Genomic DNA, 22344 nt, shown 5'->3' on the forward strand with positions numbered 1-22344 from the left:
CGGTGGACGGCAAAATCAATTTCTTTGCCAAAAATTAGTTTGTTAACGAATCATTTTGTCAATTCGCATACAAATGTATTATAATCCAATTTTGCGGCACAATCAATCAGCGTCCTTTATTTTACACAGAAAAAATAGTATTTTCCGCTCAAAAAGTTAAACATTTTGTGAACTTGTCGCTTTTTATGCGGCTGCACCGGTGTCTCGGCAAAGTTTTTTTAACCTTTGCCAACAAAAAAGGACTGCCGCACAGGAGCATCTCCCCCCGCAGCAGTCCTTATTCATTATTATAATGCAATCATGCAGCATGCATCACAGCTCGTCCGGGTCGCCGCGCTCCGGCATGGTACGCAGCTCCCGCACCAGCATATTGCGCAGCTGGTACTGATGCTGCTGTGCCTGTGCCGTATCGCCGCCCGTATGCAGCTCTACCGTCGGCTCCATTATGCGGTCGGTGCACAGCGGAATGGTCACCACTGCCTGTGTGCCCTTTTCCGGTGCGCGCTCCACCCGCAGGCCCCAGCCCATACGGCGGCAGCACTCGCGGCAGAGCAGCAGGCCCAGCTTTGCGCCGCCCAGAAAGCAGCGCCGGTTCTCCAGCCATGCATCCTCGCCTGCTTCCGGCAGGCCGCAGCCATTATCCATCACCGTCAACTGCCAGAAGCTTTCGCTGCGGCGCAGCATCAGCCGCACTTTGCCGCCCGCACTGCAGGCCCGCAAGGCATTCGAGAGCAGATGCAGGCACAGCAGTTCTGCATCATTGCGGTCCGCCATGACCCGGCAGGCTGTCCAGCCGCCATAGTCCAGCGTCAGTTCCACCCCAAGCTGCGCCTGCACCATATCGGCCTGTGCGGCGACCTGCTGCAGCAGCTGGCACAGGTCCAGCGGATAGAGCCGCGGGTCTTCCTCAGTGCGCAGAAAATCCAGCAGCGACATCACTTCGTTCACAGTGCGGTCCAGCCTTGCCGCTGCAGCGCTGATATCGTTCACCGCCTGCCGGGTCTGCTGGTCGGCACCCACATGCGCAAGGTGCTGGTCCAGATATTCGCAATTGCGTCCGATCAGGCCCAGTGCATGGAAGCATGCCTGTTCCACATCCTTCTGCGGGATCGCCTGCGCGGTCAGTGCACCCGCCTCGTTCTGCCGCATCTGCTCCATACCCTTGCGCCTCCTGTGTTTTATGCTCAGTCGTCCTTCTGACGCTGAAGATAATTCTTGACAGTGTAGATCAGTTTACCAGTGGTAGGTTTCTCGTCCGCAAATCCGCTTTCGTCCTTGAAGCGCAGCCACTTGGCCGAGGGCTTTGCTTCCAGCTGGTCGATCATACGCCGGATGCCGCTGTCCACAGCAGAGACCGACACATCGTACTGCTCGCTCACCGCCTGCAGGATCTCCTTGCGGATGGCCAGCTTCTGGCTGGTGCCGTACACCACGCCCACCGCACAGGAAAGATAGTTGCAGTTCACGTCCGGCAGCTGGATGCCCCAGCCCTCATACAGTTCCTGACACTTGCGTTCCATGCGCTGGCTCTGCCGTCCCGGCAGGCGGTACAGCTCCCACAGCAGGTTCTTCAGTTCGGCATGGCCCACATAGCAGAATCCATCGCCCGATTCCAGACATATGGCACTCGTATTCTGCCGCCTGCCCTCATCAAACAGAACAACATTCGGTTTGGGATCCATGCTGCGGATATTCATTAAAAACTCCAGCCCGCTCATATCTTCCAGCTGGCTGCAGAGGATCACAACATCAAACTGACGGCCCTGACGCAGCTGTTCCAGCAGACGGCCGCCGTTCTGGAAGCAGGTGCACTCCAACGCAGGGCTTTGCTCCTGCAGGTAGTTCTTTTCCACCCGCAGTTCCTTGCGGTCGTAGCTTCCAAGGGCGATCTGCAGCGTTTTTGCTGTGTGCTCACTCTCCACGCAACGCGCCGCCTTTCTGCCTGAGCTGTTCTGTATCGGTCAGTTCTTCTACCACATCCTGCCAGATCTCCGGCTGGACACCATTCTCACACAGATAGCGCAGGATCCGGTAGCAGAACTCTGGTGCAGCTGCAATGTAGCAGCTTTGCATGTACTGCCGGTTCCCGGTACGGCAAAGCGTCAGGCAGCAGCCGTCTTCGTTGCCTGTATCCATTGAGTATACCAGCGTATATGCTTTCTGCAACCCGTCGATTGCCGAAAACTGACGGATCATAGGTGAAAATGTACGTTCCATAATTTTTCCTCCCTTGCTACAAGGTCCTGCGACATTTTTAAGGCATTCCTTGTTTTTCTTATCTTATTTTAAAGAGCAAGGAGGGCTGGTTCAATCCTGAAAAAGCGTCTAAAAACATCAAAATCACATTCGTTGCATTTTTTTGTCGTGTTTTTCTGTTCCGCGGCACATTTTATTTTGTACTTGCGTTTGATCGCAGATTTTTTGCGTCGTATTGGCAGTGTAATTCTGCTTTCGTGATGTTTTTCCGTTTTATCAGGATCTTCCGCTATTAAAATAGCACGACGGCGACGCAAATTCAACCTCCACGTCAATTTTTCCTTTATTTTCCTGTTTTTCTGCCTCAAAAGCCAAAAATACCGGTCTGGTCAAAATTTACGTTGAAATATACACAGTTTTTTCATATTGTTCCGGTAAAATAGAAGTGTATAACGCCTTGCTGCGGGTCCTGTATCCGGGCAGTTTATTATAATGTATAGCGGCAGCGTTCCTGCGAGGATGCGCCGGAAAGGCTCACACATGCTCCAACTCAACCACATCAAGAAAGAATACAAGACCGGCGATCTGGTGCAGAAAGCACTGGATGATGTCAGCCTGAACCTGCGGGACAACGAATTCGTCGCCATTCTCGGCCCCAGCGGTTCCGGTAAGACCACCCTGCTGAACGTCATTGGCGGTCTGGACCGCTACGACAGCGGTGATCTGATCATCAACGGCATCTCCACCAAAAAATATACCGACCGCGACTGGGACTCTTACCGCAACCACACCATTGGCTTTGTGTTCCAGAGCTATAACCTCATCCCGCACCAGACAGTGCTTTCCAATGTGGAGCTGGCGCTGACCATCTCCGGCATTTCCGGTGCCGAGCGCCGCAGCCGGGCCACCAAGGCGCTGGAGCAGGTAGGTCTGGGCGACCAGCTGCACAAGCACCCCAGCGAAATGTCCGGCGGCCAGATGCAGCGTGTGGCCATTGCCCGCGCACTGGTCAACAACCCCGACATCCTTCTGGCCGACGAGCCGACCGGCGCACTGGACAGCGACACCAGCATTCAGGTGATGGAGTTGCTGAAGGAGGTGGCCAAAGACCGCCTTGTGGTCATGGTCACCCATAACCCGGAGCTTGCAGAGCAGTATGCTACCCGCATCGTCCGCCTGCGGGACGGCGTGATCCAATCGGACACCGCACCGTTTACGCCGGATGATTCCGCTCAGGTGCCGCCGGTGCACAAAAATCTGGGCCGTTCTTCCATGTCGCCGCTCACCGCTCTCGCGCTGAGCTTCAACAACCTGCTCACCAAAAAGACCCGCACCCTGCTCACCGCGTTTGCCGGTTCCATCGGCATCATCGGCATTGCGCTCATCCTTTCGCTCTCGGCCGGTGTGAGCAATTATATCCAGGAGATGGAACGCTCCACCCTTTCGGAATATCCGCTGCAGCTCTCGACCACCGGCGTGGACCTTGCCGCCCTGCTGGATCCGGAAAGCTACACCAGCGCCGTTGCCGACAACACCAATGTGGGCACCACCAGCGCTTCTTCCACCCCGGAGGGCATGGTCACGGTGCGTGAATTGCTGAGCCAGCTGACCGAGGATAATTCCTCTGTCAATGACCTTGCTTCCCTGAAAAAATATCTGGACAGCAGCGAGTGCACCATCTCGGAGGATGCTGCTTCCATCGAGTATACCTACGGCACCGTACCGCTGATCTACCGCCAGAACAAGGACGGCACCGTGCGCCAGATCTTCCCGGACAGCAGCCTTTCTGCGCTGAACAACACCACCTCTGCCGCCGGCATCGTCTCTTCCATGACCAACCAGAGCGTGTTTACCGAGATGGCCGAAGAGCCTTCGCTGTACGAAGATCAGTACGATGTCAAGGCAGGCCGCTGGCCGGAAAGCTACAACGAGGCCGTTCTTGTGCTGAATTCGGATGGCAGCATCAGCGACTACGCTCTTTATATTCTGGGCATTGAGGACGACAGCGTGATGATGCGTTTTCTGCAGGAGTACGCAAAAAACAAGAACACACAGGCTCCCACCGGCTACGGCACCTACCCCTACGATACCTTTGTGGGCCTGAAATATAAGATCGTTACCAACTCAGACTATTACGTTTATGACGAAGAACGCCAGATCTGGCGCAACCGCTCCGACGATGAAGCGTATGTGGAACAGCTTGTGGAAAACAGTCCGGATCTGACCATCGTGGGCGTGGTGCAGCCCCGCGCAGATGCCAGCTCCACCATTCTGCCCATAGGCGTTGCCTATACCCATGCACTCACCAACTACGCCATCGACCATGCAGCCGAAAGTGAAGTGGTAAAGCAGCAGCTTGCCGACCCGGAAGTGAACGTGCTGACCGGCGAGCGCTTTGATGCCGACCAGCGCAAAACCGATCTTGACATTTCTTCCCTGTTCTCGGTGGATACCGATATGCTGAAGGATTCCTTCCAGTTCGATGCAAGCAAGCTGCAGTTCGACCTGAGCGGTGCATTTGATCTGCAGGATGGCAGCTTTGACGTTTCCTCCATCCTTGATTCGTCCGCATTCCAGCTGGATCTGAGCGATCTGGACCTGAGCGACATCGACATGAGCGATGTGGAGCTGCCGGACATGGACGCGCTGGATCTGAGCCAGTTGTTTGCCGATATGGACCTGTCCGTCTCGGAGGATGCGCTGCAGAGCCTGATGAAGAAGATCATGAATGGCTATAAGCGCTATATCATCGGCAACGGCATCTTGAATCTGGATAAGATCGGTTTCTCTTCCTATATGGAGAGCGACCAGTTCAAACAGCTTCTGTCCGAATCCATGGGCGACCTGCTGGACACCACCGGCCTGCAGGAGCAGTTCACCGCTTCACTTCAGCAGAACCTGCAGGGCATCATGACGAGCTATCTGCAAAGCTACTCGGAACAGCTGAGTCAGAAGCTGGGCGAAGCTCTGCAGACCAAACTTACCGCTGCCATTCAGACCCAGATGAGCACCGTGATGCAGCAGCTGATGACTCAGCTGACCACTCAGTTCAGCCAGCAGATCCAGTCCGCCATCCAGAACAACATCGCTCAGCTCAGCAGTCAGGTGGAAGATGCCCTGAAGATCGACCCCACTGTGTTCCAGAGTGCCGTGCAGGTGAACATGAGCACCGACGACCTTGTGGATCTGGTCAAAATGAACCTGCAGTCCAGCACCACCTCCTACGGCAGTGTTCTTGGTGCACTGGGCTATTCGGATTATGCCAAGCCCGGCAGCATCTGGATCTACCCCAAGAGCTTTGAGGCCAAGAACCGCATCGTGGACAGCCTGAACGCCTACAACGCCGCCATGCGTGCGCAGGGAGAAGAGGACAAGGTGATCGTATTCTCGGATACGGTCGGCACCCTGATGAGCGCCGTGACCAGGATCGTGGATATGGTCAGCAATGTGCTGGTGGCCTTTGTTGCCATCTCGCTGGTGGTTTCTTCCATCATGATCGGTGTCATCACCTATATCAGCGTGTTGGAACGCCGCAAGGAGATCGGTATTCTGCGTGCCATCGGTGCATCCAAGCACAATGTCTCCGAGGTGTTCAATGCCGAAACCTTCATTATCGGAATGTGCTCCGGCGTGATCGGCGTGGGCCTGTGCCTGCTGCTGCTGATCCCCGGCAACATGCTCATCCACTCCATTGCCGGAACCACCAGCGTCACCGCTGTGCTGCCGCCCAAGGCTGCACTGATCCTGATCGTTCTGGCTACCCTGCTCACGATCCTTGGCGGTCTGATTCCCGCCCGCAGCGCAGCCAAGTGCAACCCCGTCACCGCTCTGCGTTCTGAGTAATTTCCTTTCTCTGCAAGCAAAAGGAGTCGCTGCATCACGCAGCGGCTCCTTTTTTGATGTCCGGTGCTTTATCTCAATTTCTCGTGTAATTCCTCATGCAGTTCCTCGCGCTCTTCCTTCAGTTCCTGCTTGAGAGTCCGGTCGATCTCCCGTGTCTCCTGCCGGATCTCAGCCAGATCCTTTTCGATCGCAGGGTTTTCTTCGATTTCTTCCCGGATGAACATGAGTGCAAAGCTTACCAGCAGCAGCCCGCAGGAGATCCAGATGGTCTTTCCTGCCAGCCGCGCTGCGCCCACGCTTCCAATACCGGCACCCACCGCGAACAGCAGGATGATGCCAAAATAACGCATCATCCGGTCCTTAGCTTTCGGCTCATGGGTCTTGCGCCAGATGCAGAATGCTTCCACACCGCTGCGCAGGTCACCAATGCACATAGTGCTGGCAAATGCATAGCCGTTCACCTTGCGGAACGCCTGCACCTGCATCGCGCAGGAGAAGGAAACGATGGCGTTTGCCAGCAGATTCTGCTCCTGCGGTAAAAAACCTACAACGAACAGCAGAAGCACTTCGCCCAGCACCACCAGCTGCCGCCAGTGAAGCCGCTGCATGTCACGAAAACACTCCCGCATCTTTTCTGCCACCAGTACGCCCAGCGCAAAAGCACACAGAGGAACCAGATAGTGTAGCACCCGATCCCACTGACCATCCATGATGTTGGCACTCAGCAGCACGATGTTGCCGGTCTGTGCATTTGCAAACACCTTACCGCGGAACAGATACGTATAGGCATCCTGCAGCCCGCCCGAAAGCGAAAGGAACACCGCCGTCAGGAAGGACTCCGACATCTGCCCATGATGTTTTGTTTTCATATTACCTTTTTCCCTCTTTTCGCACCCTATTATAATATATTTTTACAGCTTTGTTCATATCAATTTTACATGTCATGCATGTGTATCCCTGCGTCCTGCCAGAGCCAAAAATACGGCCGTGCCCGGCCCGCACTTTGCATTCCCTCACAGGTTGTGTTAGAATAAGAAAAAAGCTTTTCCAAAGGAGAACTTCCTTATGCCGAATATTGTCGAGATCACAGACCTTTCCGCACCGGAGCTGGATGTCTATGCCCGCCTGACGCAAGCGCAGCTGCGCAATCGTCTGGAGCCGGATAAAGGCATCTTTATTGCCGAAAGCCCCAAGGTGATCACCCGTGCGCTGGATGCCGGATACACCCCGCTCTCCCTGCTCATGGAGCGCAAACAGATCACCGGCCCGGCTGCCGATATCCTGACCCGCTGCGGTGATGCCCCGGTGTACACAGCCGACCGCGAGACCCTTGCCAGCCTGACCGGCTTCGAACTGACCCGCGGCGTGCTGTGCGCCTTCCGCCGCCCGCTGCCGCGCAGCGTGGAAGAGGTCTGCCGCAATGCCCGCCGGGTGGCCGTTCTGGAGGGCATTGTGGACTCCACCAATGTGGGAGCGATCTTCCGCAGCGCCGCTGCACTGAACATGGATGCCGTGCTCGTTACTCCTTCCTGCTGCGACCCGCTGTGCCGCCGTGCCGTGCGTGTGAGCATGGGCACCGTGTTTCAGGTGCCCTGGGCGCAGATCGGCACCTGTCCTGCCGACTGGCCGGAAAACGGCATTGCTCAGCTGCACAGTCTTAGCTTCAAGACTGCTGCCATGGCTCTGAGCGACCGCTCCGTAAGCATTGACGACAGCGCTCTTTCCGCTGAGCCGAAGCTCGCCATCGTGCTGGGCACAGAGGGTGACGGCCTTGCCCACAGCACCATTGCCGCCTGTGACTACACCGTAAAGATTCCTATGTCCCACGGCGTGGATTCCCTGAACGTTGCCGCTGCCAGCGCTGTTGCTTTCTGGCAGCTAGGCAACCGCTGATGAGCCAGGCTTTTGGCCCTGCCCAAAATACTTGACAAATCGCCCGAACAGAGTTACACTTACAGGGTCATCACATGGGCCTATAGCTCAGTTGGGAGTGCAAGCGTATCGCTTTTGTGCCCCACAGAGTTGTGGGCATTAGAATGGGGAGTATGTCGGTTGGTCGCCCAACCGAGTCACGCCCCTAAATATGGGCCTATAGCTCAGCTGGGAGTGCAAGCGTATCGCTTTTGTGCCCCACAGAGTTGTGGGCATTCAAATGGGGAGTATGTCGGTTGGTCGCCCAACCGAGTCACGCCCCTAAATATGGGCCTATAGCTCAGCTGGGAGTGCAAGCGTATCGCTTTTGTGCCCCACAGAGTTGTGGGCATTCAAATGGGGAGTATGTCGGTTGGTCGCCCAACCGAGTCACGCCCCTAAATATGGGCCTATAGCTCAGCTGGGAGTGCAAGCGTATCGCTTTTGTGCCCCACAGAGTTGTGGGCATTCAAATGGGGAGTATGTCGGTTGGTCGCCCAACCGAGTCACGCCCCTAAATATGGGCCTATAGCTCAGCTGGGAGTGCAAGCGTATCGCTTTTGTGCCCCACAGAGTTGTGGGCATTCAAATGGGGAGTATGTCGGTTGGTCGCCCAACCGAGTCACGCCCCTAAATATGGGCCTATAGCTCAGCTGGGAGTGCAAGCGTATCGCTTTTGTGCCCCACAGAGTTGTGGGCATTCAAATGGGGAGTATGTCGGTTGGTCGCCCAACCGCGTCACGCCCCTAAATATGGGCCTATAGCTCAGCTGGGAGAGCGTTCGGTTCGCATCCGAGAGGTCAAGGGTTCGAATCCCTCTAGGTCCACCAATTTGCCGCATCGTTTTGTACGATGCGGCGTTTTTTATGCCCAAAAAACTTTGGCGGACCGTGCCGGGCTCCGAACCCTGAAGTCGGATGCGAACCGGGCGGGGTCATCAATGTACTTTTTGAAAATCCATCGCTTTCACGTCTCTTTCTTTGCATTTTGCAGAGTGCTGCGGGCAAGCGCATCGCTTTTATGCCCCCTTCTCGGAAATTTCTTCAAAAATTTCCGCACCATCGTAGATTGATACAGACTTGAGCTGCTCCACTTGGTTGAAGCTGGCATTCAGAGTGATCGAGATTTCATAGTCTTTTCGGACGCGAATCTCCTTAATGAACTGCTGCAAGATGGCGCGCCGTTCATCGTGGTTGGCGGTGTCGTAAACATCCGCCCATGTAAACAGCTCGTTGCAGATGTAGTTGCTGCGCTTTGCTGTTTTGGTGGCTTCTTCGTATTCTTCCTGTGCCTGAACAAGCTGCTTTTCCAGAGTTTCCAAAGCCTCTCTTGCCTCGGCCACCAGTGTGCCCAGCAGTTCTTTGTCCAAGGCACTTACGCCCCGGATGACGAGGATGGTTTCGGCTTTCAGGTCGTCCAGTTCTTTCTGCTTGCTTTCCAAGTCTTTCTGGATTTTCTTGACCTTCTTCTGGATGCGGGCGGCATCGTTAGTCTTGACCGATTCCAGCAGCTTCTTCCGGGAAACCTCCCGGAACTGTGCGAAGATCTGCCGAACAACTTCTTCCACAATGGAATCCAGCTTGGAAACACCGTAGCCGGACTGCCCATCGCAGTCACCCGGATGCCGAATCTTATAAAAGCAGCTATACCGGGGCCGGACTTCTTTCACCGTATGCCCATCGGCGTAGGTGTGTGTCCGTCCGCTGCTGGTCAGGCTCAAGCGGTTGCCGCAGTGACCGCAGTAAACCAGCCCGGTCAACAGGGCTTTGGAACTGGTGCCCAGTGAAGTGCCGCCACGCTCACAGGTGCGTGCCTGCCGCAGTTCCTGTGCCTGTTCAAACAGCTCTGGTTCGATGATGCGGAGCTGCGGACACTCCGTCTCCACCGCACCGTTGATGAGGTACCCCGTGTATCCTTTATTCTTGATCATCCGAACGATGCTGGTGTTGGGGATATTTTTGTTGTTCCGTCCTACGACTCCCTGTTCATAAAGATAGTGGCTCAACTTCTGTGCGCCGTAACCCTCGTAAACGTACTTGTGGAAAATCAGCCGGACGATCTCAGCTTCCGCTTCATCAATCACAAGGTCGCAGACCTCTTGGTTTTTCTTGTTTACCCGGCCAAGGCGGACACGCTTGTAGCCAAAAGCCACTGTGCCGCCCGTGTAGTGTCCCTCCCCGGTGAGCTGTTCCAGCCTTGTCCGGGTACGGACAGAGGTTTTCAGACTTTCGCCGGATGCCTGCCAGTAGCGGATGTAGTTCATCAGCTTGTCCACATGGGTGTCAAATCGCTGCTGTCCTTCGTTCACGCTCCAGACTTCGATGCCCTGCTTCGTGAACCATTCCACGATAAAGGGCGTTTCATCATCACGGCGACCGAGACGGTCAAACATGAACACCAGCAGGATGTCAAACTTGCCCTCCATTGCGGCCTGTTGGATTTTCTGGAGTTCATCACGGTCTTTGGCAGACTTCTTAAAGCCGGAAACGCCTTTTTCGGAAAATTCCTTGACGATCTCCCAGCCCTGACTTTCTGCAAAGTTGCGGCAGGCTTCTTTCTGCATGGGGATGTCGTCTTTCTCGACCTGTCCTTTGGTCGAAACACGGTATAAGGTATAGACACGTTTTTTCATTTCAATCTCTCTTTCTTTGAGTGAGAAAGGAAAAATCAAACGTGTTTCGTCCATATTTTGTTTTCAAGGTTCAGTTCGATTTTATCTTATCTCACGCATTCAAGGAACACAAGGATGTCAGGCAGCGGTGTGCCCTGCCGTGCGCAGGATGGTGGTTTGCAGCAGCTTCTGGATTGCATCCAGACAGTCCGTATCCGCAGGCGCATAAGTAATCTTGACTTTGCAGCCTTTGACGGAAAGAGTTTCCGATTTAGCGGTGGTATCGCAGATAGCGTTCATAGGCCTCCTTTCTCCATACCCATTCGTTCAGATCGAGCTGATACAGCAGCGCATAATTGAGCCGAATGAGTTCCGGGATGCTCAACCGCCCCATCGGGCGGATCAGCCGTCCCTTGCTGATGGTCTGAACAGATTCTGCCAAGATCATAGAGGGCTGCAAAAAAGCCCGATTACCGTCCACAAGAACGTGGGCTTGGTGATCGGGCTTCTTTGCAGTATTGGATGTGACAGGCGCAACAATGAGGTTGGGCGAATAGCAGTTTGCGGTGTTATTCTGCACCACGACCACAGGGCGGATACCGCCCTGCTCGGAGCCAAGGTGCGGCTCCAGATTGGCGTAGTAAATATCACCGCGCAGAAATTTTCGGTTGACTGGAATCATGTTCATCACCGCTTGCAGGGCAAATTGTGGGTACGGCCAGCACCGTTGTAGATGGACAGGATCTGTTTCATGTGGCGGTCTGCCACATTGCCAGTGTCGTTTTGTGCCAACCGGGTGATGGTCTTGGGATGCACTGTGCGCAGCCGGAGAATCAGCCGTTCCCGGCTGTATTCGCCCTGATACAGAGCCAGAAAACGAGCCATGCCATGCAGGATGCCCGACAGAAAGGAATCAGAATCGCCGCCCCACGCATCTACGAGAACACTCAGCATTTCATGGTAAAGGGCTGTGCCGTAGCTCTTGTAGATGTAGTAAGCCGAGCGGATGCAGTAGATTTTCCACGGGGCACGAATCCCATCCAGCGCAAAGCGTACACCGGTATTTTCCGTTACGGCGGCAAAGTCGCAGGCGTTTTCTTCGTGTGCCACCAGTTTGGCACGAAGCTGTTCACCCGCGGTCAGTTCGCTGGAAATGCCTGTCTGCACAGCAAACAGCAGAGCTTCATGCTCTTTGGAAAGGCCGTAGAAGACCTTGCAGCGAATCGGGAGGTCACGCCCACCGTTGCACGTTTTCCGTGCCTCAATGGTGTTCTGACCATCAAAGACGAAGTAGCGGCCATCCCGGTAGCTGACCTTCGGCTCATTGGCGATGTACTCCGAAAAGTTTGCTGCGATTCGTGCAACCTTGCCCATGCGGAGCAGCCGCTGATATTCGGCGCAGGGGTTCAGCAGAACGCTGTCAACGTACCGCACCTCGAAGTTGCACTCCGGCAGGCTGGAAAGGTTCAGGTTAGAAAGCATCATAGCGTTTTCTCCTTTATTTTCAGAAGATACTGTACGGCATCTTCGGTCAAGTCATGAATGATCTTGCGGCAGTCCGAATCTTCAAAAACATCCGGGTATTCTTTGAAAATGCTATTCCAGCGGCGAATGAAGTCCTCTTTCGCACCCTGCACTTCGCACATCATCAGGGAACCGTTTGCAACGGCTCGTTCCTGATAGCGGTTGTCAATGGATGCTTTCAGAAAGGTTCTTTCTTCGGTAGTAAGCTGGCGTTGATGCCCTTGGATGCTTTTGCTGATTTCAGGAAGTGTTTGTTTTGAAGAAGATGTTTCGGCTTTTCGGGGCTGACGTTCCTGCTTTGGCTTCCGCAATTCTGCAAGAGCAGCAGGAATTTCTGCTTTTGATGTTTTTGCCAAGGCGGTGATTTCTGCATCCGTTGCCTTGATGCGCCCGGTCAGGATTTCCTCTCTTGCACCGGGGACTGCATCTTCCGCTGCGTCCACGCCTTTGGCATATTTTTCTGCTCGCTTTACGGTAGCCGCCCCAACGCCGTTTTGTGCGGCAATGCGCTCACAGGTGGAGAGCTGCTTTGCCCTCAATGGATCATTTTGAACCATTGAGGTGAACCGTCCGTTCTCATCGTGTGCCCGCTCTTTGGAGCCGCCCCGTGCCAGCTTTTCGGATTCATACAGCTTGCCCATCAGAAACTTCTTCCGTTCCGGGTCGAGATTTCTGCGTCCAAGCTGGTTCTGGCAGATCCATGAAAGAGCCGCGTAACGGTTATCCAGTTCGATCTCCTGTGTCTGGTAGGCGATGAACGGATGCTTCCGCAGGATGCGGTAGCGGGTATGTCCGTCCAGAATAAAGCCATTCCAGATGATAATGGGATTCAGCAGCCGCCCTTCGTGGAGAATGTTCTGCTCAAGCTGTTGTTCTTCTTCAAAATTCAGGGGCGGGATCTTGCCCTGAAACTCCGGGTCGATTTTAAGCGCATTCAGATTCATCATCGAAATGGCCTCGCTTCACATACTGCCCAGCGTTCTTATCGGGCTGTACATAATAATCGAAACCATAGCGAATCTGGCAGTAGGTGCAGACGTCCTTGATCTTCTGCTTAGGGTCTGCGCGCCGGACGCGAACGCCCTTTGCCCCCTGAAAGGAATCCAGACAAATCGGGCAGAGGGTAGTCAAGCTGGCTTCGTCTACGCAGTTGTTATAAAATCGACTCATATAGATTTCCTCCATATCGGTATTTTGATGGGAAATGTAAAACCACCAGCCGAGAAATCCTCAACTGGTGGTTTGAAAAATACTGTTTTTCTCCTATTTGTCCTCGACACCCCGGAGGTGGGAACTTTTCGGCGGCGGATTTGCACCGCTCCATTGGCATCTCAGCCACCCCGTCTGCTTTCTGACCGGGCCGCGAATTACGGAAGTATCATTGTCTGGAAGTACCGAAAAGCTGCTTCTTCAATTTTCAAGGTACACGGTACAGTTTCGGGTTTGTCGTCCCCTGTTAGGGGGCTGCCCTTGCTGTGACCATAGTGTACTTGAAAACTGAAGTTCTCGTTAGGAACCAGTAGTTCCGGTTTTGCCATTTTCACCGGAACCAATCGTTCCGGTTTACAACAGTAAAGCGTTTGATCAAGCGGATTCGCCCAGAATTTCCAGCATAACAAGAATCCGCCGCTGCATTTCTTTCAGTTCTTTGCGGAGCATTTGCAGCTGATCTTGCAGTTCCTGCTCCCGCTGGGACGCAGACACACCTAAGACGATGTAGTCCAGCGAGGAGCCAAATCGCTCCCGCAGCTCCACAAAGAGGTCGACAGACGGAACTTTCTCACCCTTCTCCAGATTTCTCATGTAGCGGTCACTGATGTTCAGGTCGATGGCAAGCTGTTCTTGTGTCACTTCACGGTCTTTTCGGAGGTTTTGGATTCGTTCACCCGTTGCAGCAGGATCATAATACATCACTCCCTCCGTTTCTTCCGCCGAGAGTGGGCGGAGCTTCATCTCCCATGCCGGATACGGCCAGTACATGATTTTTCACCAACATGAAAATACGGTCGGCATCAGCACTATGATTTTTGGTGCGCTTTTTGACGCTGGAAACTTCCAGCAATCGAGACATTCGGAAGTACCATGTGGTCATCTTGAACCACGGAAGCAAATAGGTCGATTTCATTATCAATAATCCTCCAGTTATTTTACGGAATGTGAGCATTCGGACAAAAAGGATCGTGGTGGCCCACGACACCTTGCCCTTAAAAGCGCGAAAACGCCAGCCTCCCATTGAGGGAAGCTGGCGCAGTACAGCATATCGGCACGATTGTGGGTGGCAAAACGGAACGATTGTGCCTGTTTCGGAGCGGTCTGGTCTACGGCAGCAGACAGGCTTTTTTTGATGCGTTACCCCAATAAAAAATCACAGTTACCTCCACAAACGGCAACTGTGATCAGATGGCGCGTAGAATCGCCCAGGCGAGTTACCGTTTTTTTATAACTCGACCGGGAAATGTAAAAATCGGCACGATAGGACAAAATCACTGGAATGATGATGTTATACCGTTCTTTCCGCAAGAACGATACAATACTATTGAGGTGAACGATGATGCCGAATTCTGACTTGAAGGTACTTGGAGAAAAGGTTCGCACGGAGCGCAAGCTGGCAGGTTTAACACAAGAACAACTTGCTGAACGCTGCCATGTTTCAACGAAGCATATCGCCAACATTGAAAAAGGCAGCATGAATCCATCTTACGAAATTCTTTTGGCGATTGCTCGTGTTTTGCCGGTTTCGCTTGATGCGCTGATTACTCCGGGGATGGGTAAAACGGAAATAGAGTTAAAAGAGTTCAATCGAATCTATCTTTCCTGTCCAGAAGCGGTGCGAGAAACCTTAATGGACTCGACCCGCACACTGGCAAAGCATCTGACAGAGTTTTACAGTAAGATTGAAAATCCCTGAAAATGTTTTGCTTGTGGTACAGTATAGCACATTTTTCAAAGTCACTATACCAAAACGAACCCAAAAGCAAACCAATTTTATACCAATTCAGTCGATTCCCAAGCTGACCTGAATCTCTGTTTCCAAATCATTTTCCAATGCCGTATATAGTTCTTGTGGTGTACGGCAAAGAATTGCATTGAAATTGATGGGATCACCCTCATTGAAAAGCCTTACATATCCCCAGCGACATGGAACAACGTCCAAATAGGTCGCAGACTCTAAAAAGCTATGGAATTGGGTCAATACTTCTTCAAATGTTCGCATGGTTTGACCTCCTGAATTAAGTTATCTCTATTTTAGAATATTCTTGGTCATCTATGCAAGGATGCCGATTTCGTACAGCGTAGAAAATGATAAAGCCATACCGAAGAATCCTACTAGGATCTTACGGTATGGCTTTTATTACAGATTGCGATTCAATCGCACCGATTCCGATGATGGGACAAATTGATATCCAATGTTGGAAACCGTTTTAATATAACGGGGGTGATCTTTGTCATCCTCTATTTTCTGGCGGATTCGACCGATCGTGCTGGTGACGGCTCTCAAATAGCTTTCGCTGTCCTTATGCCAGACTGCTTCAAAGATCTGCTCCTTTGTAAACAGTTTGCCCGGATGCTGTGCCATCAAACTCAAAACACCGTATTCATAACGACTCATGTACACCTCTGTTCCATGTTTGAAAACACGGTGGTGTTCCAAGTTGATTTCCAGATCGGGACGGCTCAGAGCGTCTGTGGGATTCCGCATCAAATCGAACCATTCAAAAATCGTCTGCTCTTGCGGTGGGCAGTGATCCTTCGTGATGCGAACAACAACTTCAATTTTTTGCATACAATAGACAATCCTCCCCCAAAGCCAAATCTATATCACTCGATATGGAAAATCGGGTGTAGCTCGCATTTCCGCATTGACCGTGCACTACGATGCCGTGTGCTTTAGCCGCCATCGTTTTTGGAATCCCGAAAGTTTAGAGCTGCCATCAGGCATCCAAACGCACCCGCCCAGAGAAGGCCGGTATAGAGCCATCCTTGGAGAATGGCGAAAATCCCCCCTGCGATCAGCAGCAGGATGCCAGCCGTTAATAGCAGACGTGCCGATAACTGCTCCATCTTAGGTATCCCTTTCTGTGCGAAGATAGTGCTGCACCCGGTGGACATCCCCGGAACGAACTGCAATGTACCACAAGGATTGAGTCACTGCTCCGGTAGGCATTGGTGTATTCAGCGGCACCAGAAGCAGTGCCGCCCGCACCTTGTAGGGAATATTGTTTTCCGCCATACGACGGCTTTTTTCTTTTGTCGTCGTCCGGCAGAATGTTATTCAATATTTAATTCAATGCTTCCTGTGAAACTCTCGCATTCAATTCCGATATAATTTCCACCATCAGGAAGTGTAATTGTGTCACTATAAGTTCCGGTTGTTTCAATCAAAGTGACTGCTTTATCAGATCCAGAAATCCAAAATACTTTTGCAGTACCTTCCGTAACCTCCAAAGTGCAGTCAATAGACAGTTCCTTACCGGCTTCTCTTTTTATGGAAGTTCCTCCGAACAAATACTCTGTATCTGAAAAATCCTCATAATCAGCCGTATAAGTTCCCGTATAATCATCGATTCCTTTTTCTTTTGTTCCTTCCAAAGATGACTTTCCTGTAAGCTCTATGGCTCCAGCCGACTGAACGATATTATTATAATGATCGAGAATTTCATCTTTTGAACAGTCAGAAAGCATAAAACTTCCCAAAAGGACAAATGCCAATCGAAAGCATCTGCCCGATCCGTATATCGCTCCATCATAGAGGGCGTTGTCATCAGATAAGTCAGCGGGATTGGAAACAGGAACGCAGCCAAAATAATCAGCGGAATAAATTTCTTCCGTTTCAATTTCAAAAATTCGCATTTGATTAGTTTAAGCAATTCCTTCGCCCCCTGTCACACGCTTGAAGTAATCTTCAAGACTTTCTTCACAGGTATGTGCTTCTGATACCTCCAATCCGTTTTCTACAAAAGCAGTTACAATTTTCCCCACGGGTAGCTCCATATTGTGTAGACGCAGATTGTGGTCGTCCTGTATGGAAAAATGGTTTTCATGGAAATTGCGTTCCAAAATTCTTGCTGCCTGTGCAGTATCAGAGAGCGTAAAACGGATATGCTTACTGCTTTTTTGCTCCAGCTCAGCAAGGCTTTCTTCTTCCAGCAACGCGCCGTGGTCGATAATTCCAATATCGTCAGCCAGCAAAGAAATCTCCGAAAGAATGTGACTGGAAATCAAAATAGTTTTTCCTCTTGCATCGCAAAGCTCCCGAATAAAGGAGCGTACTTCTGCAATACCGATGGGATCGAGGCCGTTGATCGGCTCATCCAAAATCAAAAGCTCCGGATCGTGCATAACGGCAAGGGCGATGGCAAGCCGCTGCTTCATACCAAGAGAATACTGTGAAAAGAGCTTTTTATCTTTGTAGGGCAGTCCTACCAGATCCAGAGCATCTTTGATAGCATGATTGTTTGGTACGCCCCGCAGAGTAGCAAAGATACGCAGGTTCTCTGTGCCTGTCAGATTGGGATAAAAACCGGGGGACTCAATCAGGCTTCCGATACGGGGCAACAGCTTCTTTTCGTTCCCTTGCAAAGACTTTCCCCAGATTTTGACCTCCCCGGAAGTCGGCTTCGTTAAGCCCAACAGCATTTTCATGGTAGTGGTTTTTCCGGCTCCGTTTCTGCCCAGCAGACCGTAAATTCTCCCAAACTTCACATGGATATTTAAGTCAGCCACACTCTTTTGTGAGCCGTATTGCTTCGTCAGATTTTTTGTTTCAATGATATAATTTGTATCCATATTCAAAACCTCCTGTTCTGTAAGGTATTCTATCATGCCAACCTTGCATTAACCTTGCCGCAACCTTGCATTAACCTTGCAATTTGAAATCCAGTAAAATGACAAAGGCTCCCGCCATAAAGACGGGAACCCGCTTAACTCTCCAAAGGAAAAAGCAACATAAATTCGGTTCCTTTTCCCGGCAAACTTTCAACTGTTATACTCCCGCCCATCTTTTCTACAAGCTGATGGACAATAGAAAGACCAAGACCACTTCCTTTTTCAGACCGTCCTTTGTCACACTTATAGAGCCGTTCAAAAATGTGTTTCAAATCTTCCTTCTCAATTCCCACTCCATTATCCGCCAGCAGCAGCTCCATGTTATTTTCCTTCTTTGACAGGGCAATTTTGATTTTGTCTGCATGGCTGTGAGTGATTACATTTTGAATGAGATTATTGACAATCCTCATATAGCTGTCCATATCCAATCTTACCCGGACAGGCTGTTCGGGAATATCGATGTCATACTCAACCTGTTTATCCTCAAAAATCGGTATCCAGTCAATGAGGATATTTCTTGTCAGCTCTGCGGCCTCAACGCTCTGGATCTCCAAAGCAAACTCGTTTGAATTTAACTTGAACCAGTCAAAGAGTACATCAATATATTCTTTCAGATCATGGGCTTTCCGGCGGGCGGTTTCAATATAATCATCCCGGTCTTTTCCTGTGACCAGTCCTTTGTGTGCAGCGTCAAGATACCCAATCAGCGTAGTAAGGGGCGTTCGCACATCATGTGAAAGGCTCGTCATAAGCTGGCGGTTGGTTTCTTCTGTCTGCCGTACAGTTGAAAGTCTGCTTTCATAGGCCACAACGATCTCGTTGATTTCATAGGCAAGAGGTGCTGTCAGTTCATTTGTTGCAGATAGAATACGCCGGTTGCCATTTCCGTTTTTCACATCAACCAGCACATCGGTCATTTCTGCTATTTGTTTTTTTACACGCCGAACGAGAACGGTGGAAGTCAATACAGCCCCAACAGCAATCACAATGGACAAGAATACAATGATTTCCATACTGACTACACCTCCTTATTAAACCGGTAGCCAATCCCTTTGACCGTTTGTATATACTTTGGGCTTGAAGGATTGACTTCTAATTTTTTACGAAGTCGGCTGATAATCGCCATAATGTTACTGTCATCATAGAAATATTCTTCGCCCCATACTTCCTCATAAATCTGCTGTTTGGTCAAAATTTTTCCTTGATGCTTTGCACAGTACAGGAGCAAATCAAATTCCTTTGGGGGCAGTTCAAAAGTGCCGTTTGATGTAGTAACAGAACGATTTTCAAGGTCAATCTGCAATCCGTCAAAATTTAGCTTTTGTATGGCTCCAACTTGCTGATTAAAGCGAGTGTAGCGGCGAATAAGAGACGCAATACGAGCAATCAGTTCATCCATATCAAACGGTTTTGTAAGATAATCGTCCGCTCCGGCTCGTAAACCCCGCACTTTAGAAATGCTGTCATTTTTAGATGTGAACATCAAAATCGGCAAGCTGTACTCCTTGCGAATTTCTTCCAGCGTTTCAAAACCATCCATACCGGGCATCATCACATCCAGTACCACAAGCTGGTATTCCTGCTCTCTTAATTTTTGCAAGCCTTCTTTTCCGGTATTACAAAAATCAGCTTCTATGTTTTCTGCTTGTACGCTACGTTTAATCAAAGCGCACAGCTCTCTGTCATCATCTATAATCAGGATTTTATTCATGGCGCAACTCCTTCCCTTGTTTTGTCCTTCCGTCAATCGGCTTTTCTGTGTTCTTTGGGATCAGCCAAACACCGGCCATCTTCACAGCGCCGGAGATACGCCCACCGGCACAATAATAATTTACTCTACGAGGTGTCACGCCCCACTTCTCGGCGGCCTCTTTTAATGTCATATAGTCCATTTCGCACCTCCACAGAGTACATTATAGTTCTTTATCTCGAATAGTACAAGTTGGAGGCCGCATATTGATGAAATGAAATACTACTTTGTGTAAAATCTCATTACATTCTCATAACCCGACCCGAAACGTACAATGATATAGGGTGATATGAGAATGAACCAAGAAGAAAGAAGGTTTGACTTTCACGGCCTCGGGGCGGCTCTCAAACGAGCCAGAGAAGAAAAGGGATGGACACAAGCCTATGTTGCGGAATTAGTAGACCGTGACTCCCGTACCATTATGAATATTGAGAACAAAGGTCAGTATCCCAGTTTTGACCTTTTTGTTAAACTCATTACCATGTTTGACGTTTCAGTTGACCAGTTTATTCATGCGGACGGAGGGGCAAGGTCAAGCTCTTGCAGAAAGCACATTGATGTGCTCCTAAATTCTATGAATGAAAAAGAGCTTGTTGTAATAGAAGCCACAGCCGAGGGCATTAAGAAAGCCAGAGAAACGGAGGTTCCAGAATAAGGGCCTCTGTTTTTTTGCGCCATTTTAAGGGCTGTCGCTAAGTGGCAAGCAGGGCGTCCGTATATACAAACGCCATTTTTGCGTTGCAAAATGCTTGTTGGGATAGTCCCAAACCCTTTGTGTACTGCATCCGCCGGATGCAGGCTGCGCATTTGTGCCAAATGCTTCTATAACGAAAAAGAACACCGAGGACTCTCCCCAAAATGGGAAGAATCCTCGGCGTTTTCTGTTTAGCGGGTCTGCGATTTTTCCTTGGGGTCTTTTTCCTCGGCGAAGAACAGCTCTACATTCTTCTGTGCTTTTTTCAATTCCTGCATTTCATCCCGTGCCTTACGGTAGGCTGGATAAGCAGCTTTCTTTTGAGAAAGCAGTGCGGAGTATTCGGCATCCAGTTCTTTTACCTTTGGCAACTTTTTCAAACTCGCTTCGTCAAAAGCGACTTTTGCCGCCTTGTGCAGCGTGATTTGTTCCCGGTGTTCTTCCAAAAACTTCTTGCTGTACCCAGCCTTACGGTAGGCATCATACACAGGTCGGGTTTTGGCATAGTTGACGATGTGCGCCCGCAGGACAGCAATCTCTGCCATACGTTGCTCTGCGGCCTTGATGGAATCGCCTAGTTCATGGTATCGTGCAGTCGCTGCATTTACTCGTTCCTGCATTTCTTCGATGCTGCCGATTTTATTTTCCTGTAAGAAAATCAGGGTCTTGGACATTTCTTTCAGATTATAGCGTTTTGCCCACCGTGCGTAGCTTTCGCCTTTGCCCTCGGAGAGTTTTGCCTGAATGTCCACCAACAGGTGGAACGACTGTTCTTTTGGCGGCTGCTTCTGATGTGGGCGGTGTTCTGCTTCTCCGGCGATGACCGCCTTGATTTCATCTTCGCTGTATCCTGCGCCTAATGTGCGAAAACGGATAAAGCGTTTCTGCCGTGCGCCTTTGACCGAAGTGTGCTTTCCTCGTTTGATTTCATAGCCCTGCTGCTCCAGCTTTTGAAGAAAGATTTCAAAGTCTGCGGGCTTCTCGTTCAGCAGGATGCTGTCGATTACGGCACACAGCTTATCACGATTACTTTCTCTGGGTGGATAAAGTGTGCGCTTTTGCCGCTCCCGGTACGGCTTGATTTCAATAACGGACAACTGATGTTCCAGACAAATCAAATCGCTCAACCGCTGCACCGCCAGCCCGGACAATAAAAAATCCCGGAATTTCCGGGTACTGTCCAGTGCAGTAGAATTGTAGATGATGTGATTGTGAATGTGTTCCCGGTCGGTATGGGTCGCCACAATAAAAGCATACTTGCCCTTGGTAAACCGCATAGCAAGCTCATAACCGACCTTATTGGCTTCCTCGGCGGTGATCTCTCCGGGCTTGAACGATTGCCGAATCTGATAGGCGATCACATCGCTTTTCTGCCTGCGACCGGTGGCAAGTTCGTATTGGCGTTTGGAGAGCATAAATTCTTCATCCACGGTCAGGGGACTGCATTCGTAACTGCTGACCAGTTCGCCCTGCTGTGTCTTGTCCGGGTTCTGGGCGTAATCCGTGCGGCTTTTCAGGCAGGCCGCAACGGATTTCCCCTTGTTTTTGTGCAGTGCAATCAATCTTGTTGCAGCCAGTTTGACCACCTCCCGGCAAAAAGAAAATGCCGTACAGTGGCGGCATAAAAATTTTATAATTCTGCAATCCAGCTGCTGAACCATTCCACGGCTTCTACAATGACCGTTCCGGCGGTGAGGAGCAGGAAGCAGCCAAACTCTGCCACCAGCAAGATCAAAAACTGCAGCCACTCCCGGCAGTACAGCGTATAAAGACCGCAGCCGAAAATATACAGCATGGGCAGAGTCAACACAAACGCCGACAGGTTCAGAGTCCATTTCAGCATCAGCGCAAGGAAAGCCGTAAGCAGCCAAAACGGGAAAACGATCATCTTAAAAACGAACCTCATATCCAGCACCTGCCTTTCTTTCACCCCTATTATAAAGGTGTCAATCCCTGCATTGCAAGGATGTCGCCCCCTTATGTACCCCC

Annotated in this window: 27 protein-coding genes, 1 tRNA gene and 1 pseudogene; 5 read left to right on the top strand and 24 right to left on the bottom strand. The window is 51.0% G+C overall.

Features of this window, described 5'->3' with window-relative positions:
* Positions 1-312 precede the first annotated feature (312 nt).
* The 4 genes from DW937_RS03675 to DW937_RS14700 all read right to left on the bottom strand — a co-directional run bounded on the left by DW937_RS03675 (position 313) and on the right by DW937_RS14700 (position 2513).
* Positions 313-1158, bottom strand: a complete 846-nt coding sequence (locus DW937_RS03675; protein WP_120120158.1) for a HAMP domain-containing sensor histidine kinase — start codon at positions 1156-1158, stop codon at positions 313-315.
* 26 nt (positions 1159-1184) lie between these two features.
* Entirely contained in the window at positions 1185-1922 is a 738-nt protein-coding gene (locus DW937_RS03680; RefSeq protein ID WP_005939839.1) for a response regulator, read from the bottom strand.
* Positions 1912-2217: a hypothetical protein gene (locus DW937_RS03685; RefSeq protein ID WP_242959366.1), complete on the bottom strand. Its 306-nt coding sequence runs from the start codon at positions 2215-2217 to the stop codon at positions 1912-1914. Before DW937_RS03685 ends, DW937_RS03680 begins: the two co-directional genes overlap by 11 nt.
* A 68-nt stretch (positions 2218-2285) precedes the next feature.
* A complete protein-coding gene (locus DW937_RS14700) occupies positions 2286-2513 on the bottom strand; it encodes a hypothetical protein (RefSeq protein WP_133300960.1) in 228 nt (75 codons plus the stop codon).
* A 223-nt stretch (positions 2514-2736) separates the two neighbouring features.
* Here DW937_RS14700 and DW937_RS03690 point away from each other — a divergent pair, with 223 nt between their 5' ends.
* Positions 2737-6039, top strand: a complete 3303-nt coding sequence (locus DW937_RS03690; protein ID WP_120120159.1) for an ATP-binding cassette domain-containing protein — start codon at positions 2737-2739, stop codon at positions 6037-6039.
* Positions 6040-6107: 68 nt separating this feature from the next.
* Here the strand turns inward: DW937_RS03690 and DW937_RS03695 are convergent, their stop codons facing one another.
* A complete protein-coding gene (locus DW937_RS03695) occupies positions 6108-6908 on the bottom strand; it encodes a YoaK family protein (RefSeq protein WP_120120160.1) in 801 nt (266 codons plus the stop codon).
* Positions 6909-7104: 196 nt separating this feature from the next.
* Between DW937_RS03695 and DW937_RS03700 the strand changes: the two genes are divergently transcribed.
* Together DW937_RS03700 and DW937_RS03705 are read left to right on the top strand one after the other, a co-directional pair.
* Complete coding sequence (locus DW937_RS03700; RefSeq protein ID WP_120120161.1) at positions 7105-7932, top strand: RNA methyltransferase; 828 nt, start codon at positions 7105-7107, stop codon at positions 7930-7932.
* A gap of 772 nt (positions 7933-8704) precedes the next feature.
* A tRNA-Ala gene (locus DW937_RS03705) sits at positions 8705-8780 on the top strand.
* A 188-nt stretch (positions 8781-8968) separates the two neighbouring features.
* On the opposite strand, the gene DW937_RS03710 is transcribed toward DW937_RS03705, so the two are convergent.
* The 8 genes from DW937_RS03710 to DW937_RS14845 all read right to left on the bottom strand — a co-directional run bounded on the left by DW937_RS03710 (position 8969) and on the right by DW937_RS14845 (position 14210).
* Positions 8969-10582, bottom strand: a complete 1614-nt coding sequence (locus DW937_RS03710; RefSeq protein WP_120120162.1) for a recombinase family protein — start codon at positions 10580-10582, stop codon at positions 8969-8971.
* A gap of 117 nt (positions 10583-10699) precedes the next feature.
* On the bottom strand, positions 10700-10861 hold the full coding sequence (locus DW937_RS14840; protein WP_158577575.1) for a hypothetical protein: 162 nt from the start codon (positions 10859-10861) through the stop codon (positions 10700-10702).
* A complete protein-coding gene (locus tag DW937_RS03715) occupies positions 10833-11249 on the bottom strand; it encodes a type II toxin-antitoxin system PemK/MazF family toxin (RefSeq protein ID WP_236132199.1) in 417 nt (138 codons plus the stop codon). The genes DW937_RS14840 and DW937_RS03715 overlap by 29 nt, the downstream gene beginning before the upstream one ends.
* Complete coding sequence (locus DW937_RS03720; protein ID WP_120120163.1) at positions 11249-12046, bottom strand: DUF6551 family protein; 798 nt, start codon at positions 12044-12046, stop codon at positions 11249-11251. Before DW937_RS03720 ends, DW937_RS03715 begins: the two co-directional genes overlap by 1 nt.
* The gene (locus tag DW937_RS03725) at positions 12043-13032 is read right to left on the bottom strand and encodes a hypothetical protein (protein WP_120120164.1); all 990 of its coding nucleotides are present in this window, start codon (positions 13030-13032) and stop codon (positions 12043-12045) included. The genes DW937_RS03720 and DW937_RS03725 overlap by 4 nt, the downstream gene beginning before the upstream one ends.
* Positions 13010-13255 (bottom strand): hypothetical protein, encoded by a 246-nt coding sequence (locus DW937_RS03730; RefSeq protein ID WP_097783479.1) that lies wholly within the window; start codon positions 13253-13255, stop codon positions 13010-13012. The genes DW937_RS03725 and DW937_RS03730 overlap by 23 nt, the downstream gene beginning before the upstream one ends.
* 414 nt (positions 13256-13669) lie before the next feature.
* On the bottom strand, positions 13670-13996 hold the full coding sequence (locus DW937_RS03735; protein WP_165852872.1) for a helix-turn-helix transcriptional regulator: 327 nt from the start codon (positions 13994-13996) through the stop codon (positions 13670-13672).
* On the bottom strand, positions 13986-14210 hold the full coding sequence (locus DW937_RS14845; protein WP_165852873.1) for a hypothetical protein: 225 nt from the start codon (positions 14208-14210) through the stop codon (positions 13986-13988). Before DW937_RS14845 ends, DW937_RS03735 begins: the two co-directional genes overlap by 11 nt.
* Positions 14211-14636: 426 nt before the next feature.
* Here DW937_RS14845 and DW937_RS03740 point away from each other — a divergent pair, with 426 nt between their 5' ends.
* Positions 14637-14993, top strand: a complete 357-nt coding sequence (locus tag DW937_RS03740) for a helix-turn-helix transcriptional regulator (RefSeq protein ID WP_120120193.1) — start codon at positions 14637-14639, stop codon at positions 14991-14993.
* An 87-nt stretch (positions 14994-15080) separates the two neighbouring features.
* On the opposite strand, the gene DW937_RS03745 is transcribed toward DW937_RS03740, so the two are convergent.
* The 9 genes and pseudogenes from DW937_RS03745 to DW937_RS03785 all read right to left on the bottom strand — a co-directional run bounded on the left by DW937_RS03745 (position 15081) and on the right by DW937_RS03785 (position 19803).
* The gene (locus DW937_RS03745) at positions 15081-15299 is read right to left on the bottom strand and encodes a hypothetical protein (protein ID WP_120120166.1); all 219 of its coding nucleotides are present in this window, start codon (positions 15297-15299) and stop codon (positions 15081-15083) included.
* Between the two features lie 138 nt (positions 15300-15437).
* Positions 15438-15869 (bottom strand): winged helix-turn-helix domain-containing protein, encoded by a 432-nt coding sequence (locus DW937_RS03750; protein ID WP_005946641.1) that lies wholly within the window; start codon positions 15867-15869, stop codon positions 15438-15440.
* 104 nt (positions 15870-15973) lie between these two features.
* A complete protein-coding gene (locus DW937_RS14850; protein WP_165852874.1) occupies positions 15974-16147 on the bottom strand; it encodes a hypothetical protein in 174 nt (57 codons plus the stop codon).
* A 207-nt stretch (positions 16148-16354) separates the two neighbouring features.
* Positions 16355-16768 (bottom strand): hypothetical protein, encoded by a 414-nt coding sequence (locus DW937_RS03760; RefSeq protein ID WP_120120167.1) that lies wholly within the window; start codon positions 16766-16768, stop codon positions 16355-16357.
* Between the two features lie 26 nt (positions 16769-16794).
* Positions 16795-16953, bottom strand: a pseudogene (locus tag DW937_RS15460) (ABC transporter permease); the annotation flags it as partial.
* Entirely contained in the window at positions 16946-17872 is a 927-nt protein-coding gene (locus tag DW937_RS03770; RefSeq protein ID WP_097773624.1) for an ABC transporter ATP-binding protein, read from the bottom strand. The gene DW937_RS03770 and the pseudogene DW937_RS15460, both read right to left, overlap by 8 nt.
* Positions 17873-18006: 134 nt before the next feature.
* On the bottom strand, positions 18007-18924 hold the full coding sequence (locus DW937_RS03775) for a HAMP domain-containing sensor histidine kinase (protein ID WP_120120168.1): 918 nt from the start codon (positions 18922-18924) through the stop codon (positions 18007-18009).
* A gap of 5 nt (positions 18925-18929) precedes the next feature.
* Positions 18930-19622: a response regulator transcription factor gene (locus DW937_RS03780; protein ID WP_120120169.1), complete on the bottom strand. Its 693-nt coding sequence runs from the start codon at positions 19620-19622 to the stop codon at positions 18930-18932.
* Entirely contained in the window at positions 19615-19803 is a 189-nt protein-coding gene (locus DW937_RS03785; RefSeq protein ID WP_120120170.1) for a helix-turn-helix domain-containing protein, read from the bottom strand. Before DW937_RS03785 ends, DW937_RS03780 begins: the two co-directional genes overlap by 8 nt.
* Before the next feature lie 147 nt (positions 19804-19950).
* Here DW937_RS03785 and DW937_RS03790 point away from each other — a divergent pair, with 147 nt between their 5' ends.
* The gene (locus DW937_RS03790; RefSeq protein WP_172682257.1) at positions 19951-20316 is read left to right on the top strand and encodes a helix-turn-helix transcriptional regulator; all 366 of its coding nucleotides are present in this window, start codon (positions 19951-19953) and stop codon (positions 20314-20316) included.
* Between the two features lie 230 nt (positions 20317-20546).
* Here the strand turns inward: DW937_RS03790 and DW937_RS03795 are convergent, their stop codons facing one another.
* Both DW937_RS03795 and DW937_RS15140 read right to left on the bottom strand, forming a co-directional pair.
* Positions 20547-21932, bottom strand: coding sequence for a relaxase/mobilization nuclease domain-containing protein (locus DW937_RS03795; protein WP_120120194.1), 1386 nt, complete (start codon positions 21930-21932; stop codon positions 20547-20549).
* Between the two features lie 53 nt (positions 21933-21985).
* On the bottom strand, positions 21986-22261 hold the full coding sequence (locus DW937_RS15140; protein WP_120120171.1) for a hypothetical protein: 276 nt from the start codon (positions 22259-22261) through the stop codon (positions 21986-21988).
* Positions 22262-22344: the final 83 nt, after the last annotated feature.

The sequence above is a fragment of the Faecalibacterium sp. AM43-5AT genome (assembly GCF_003603345.1).
Lineage (GTDB): Bacteria > Bacillota > Clostridia > Oscillospirales > Ruminococcaceae > Faecalibacterium > Faecalibacterium taiwanense.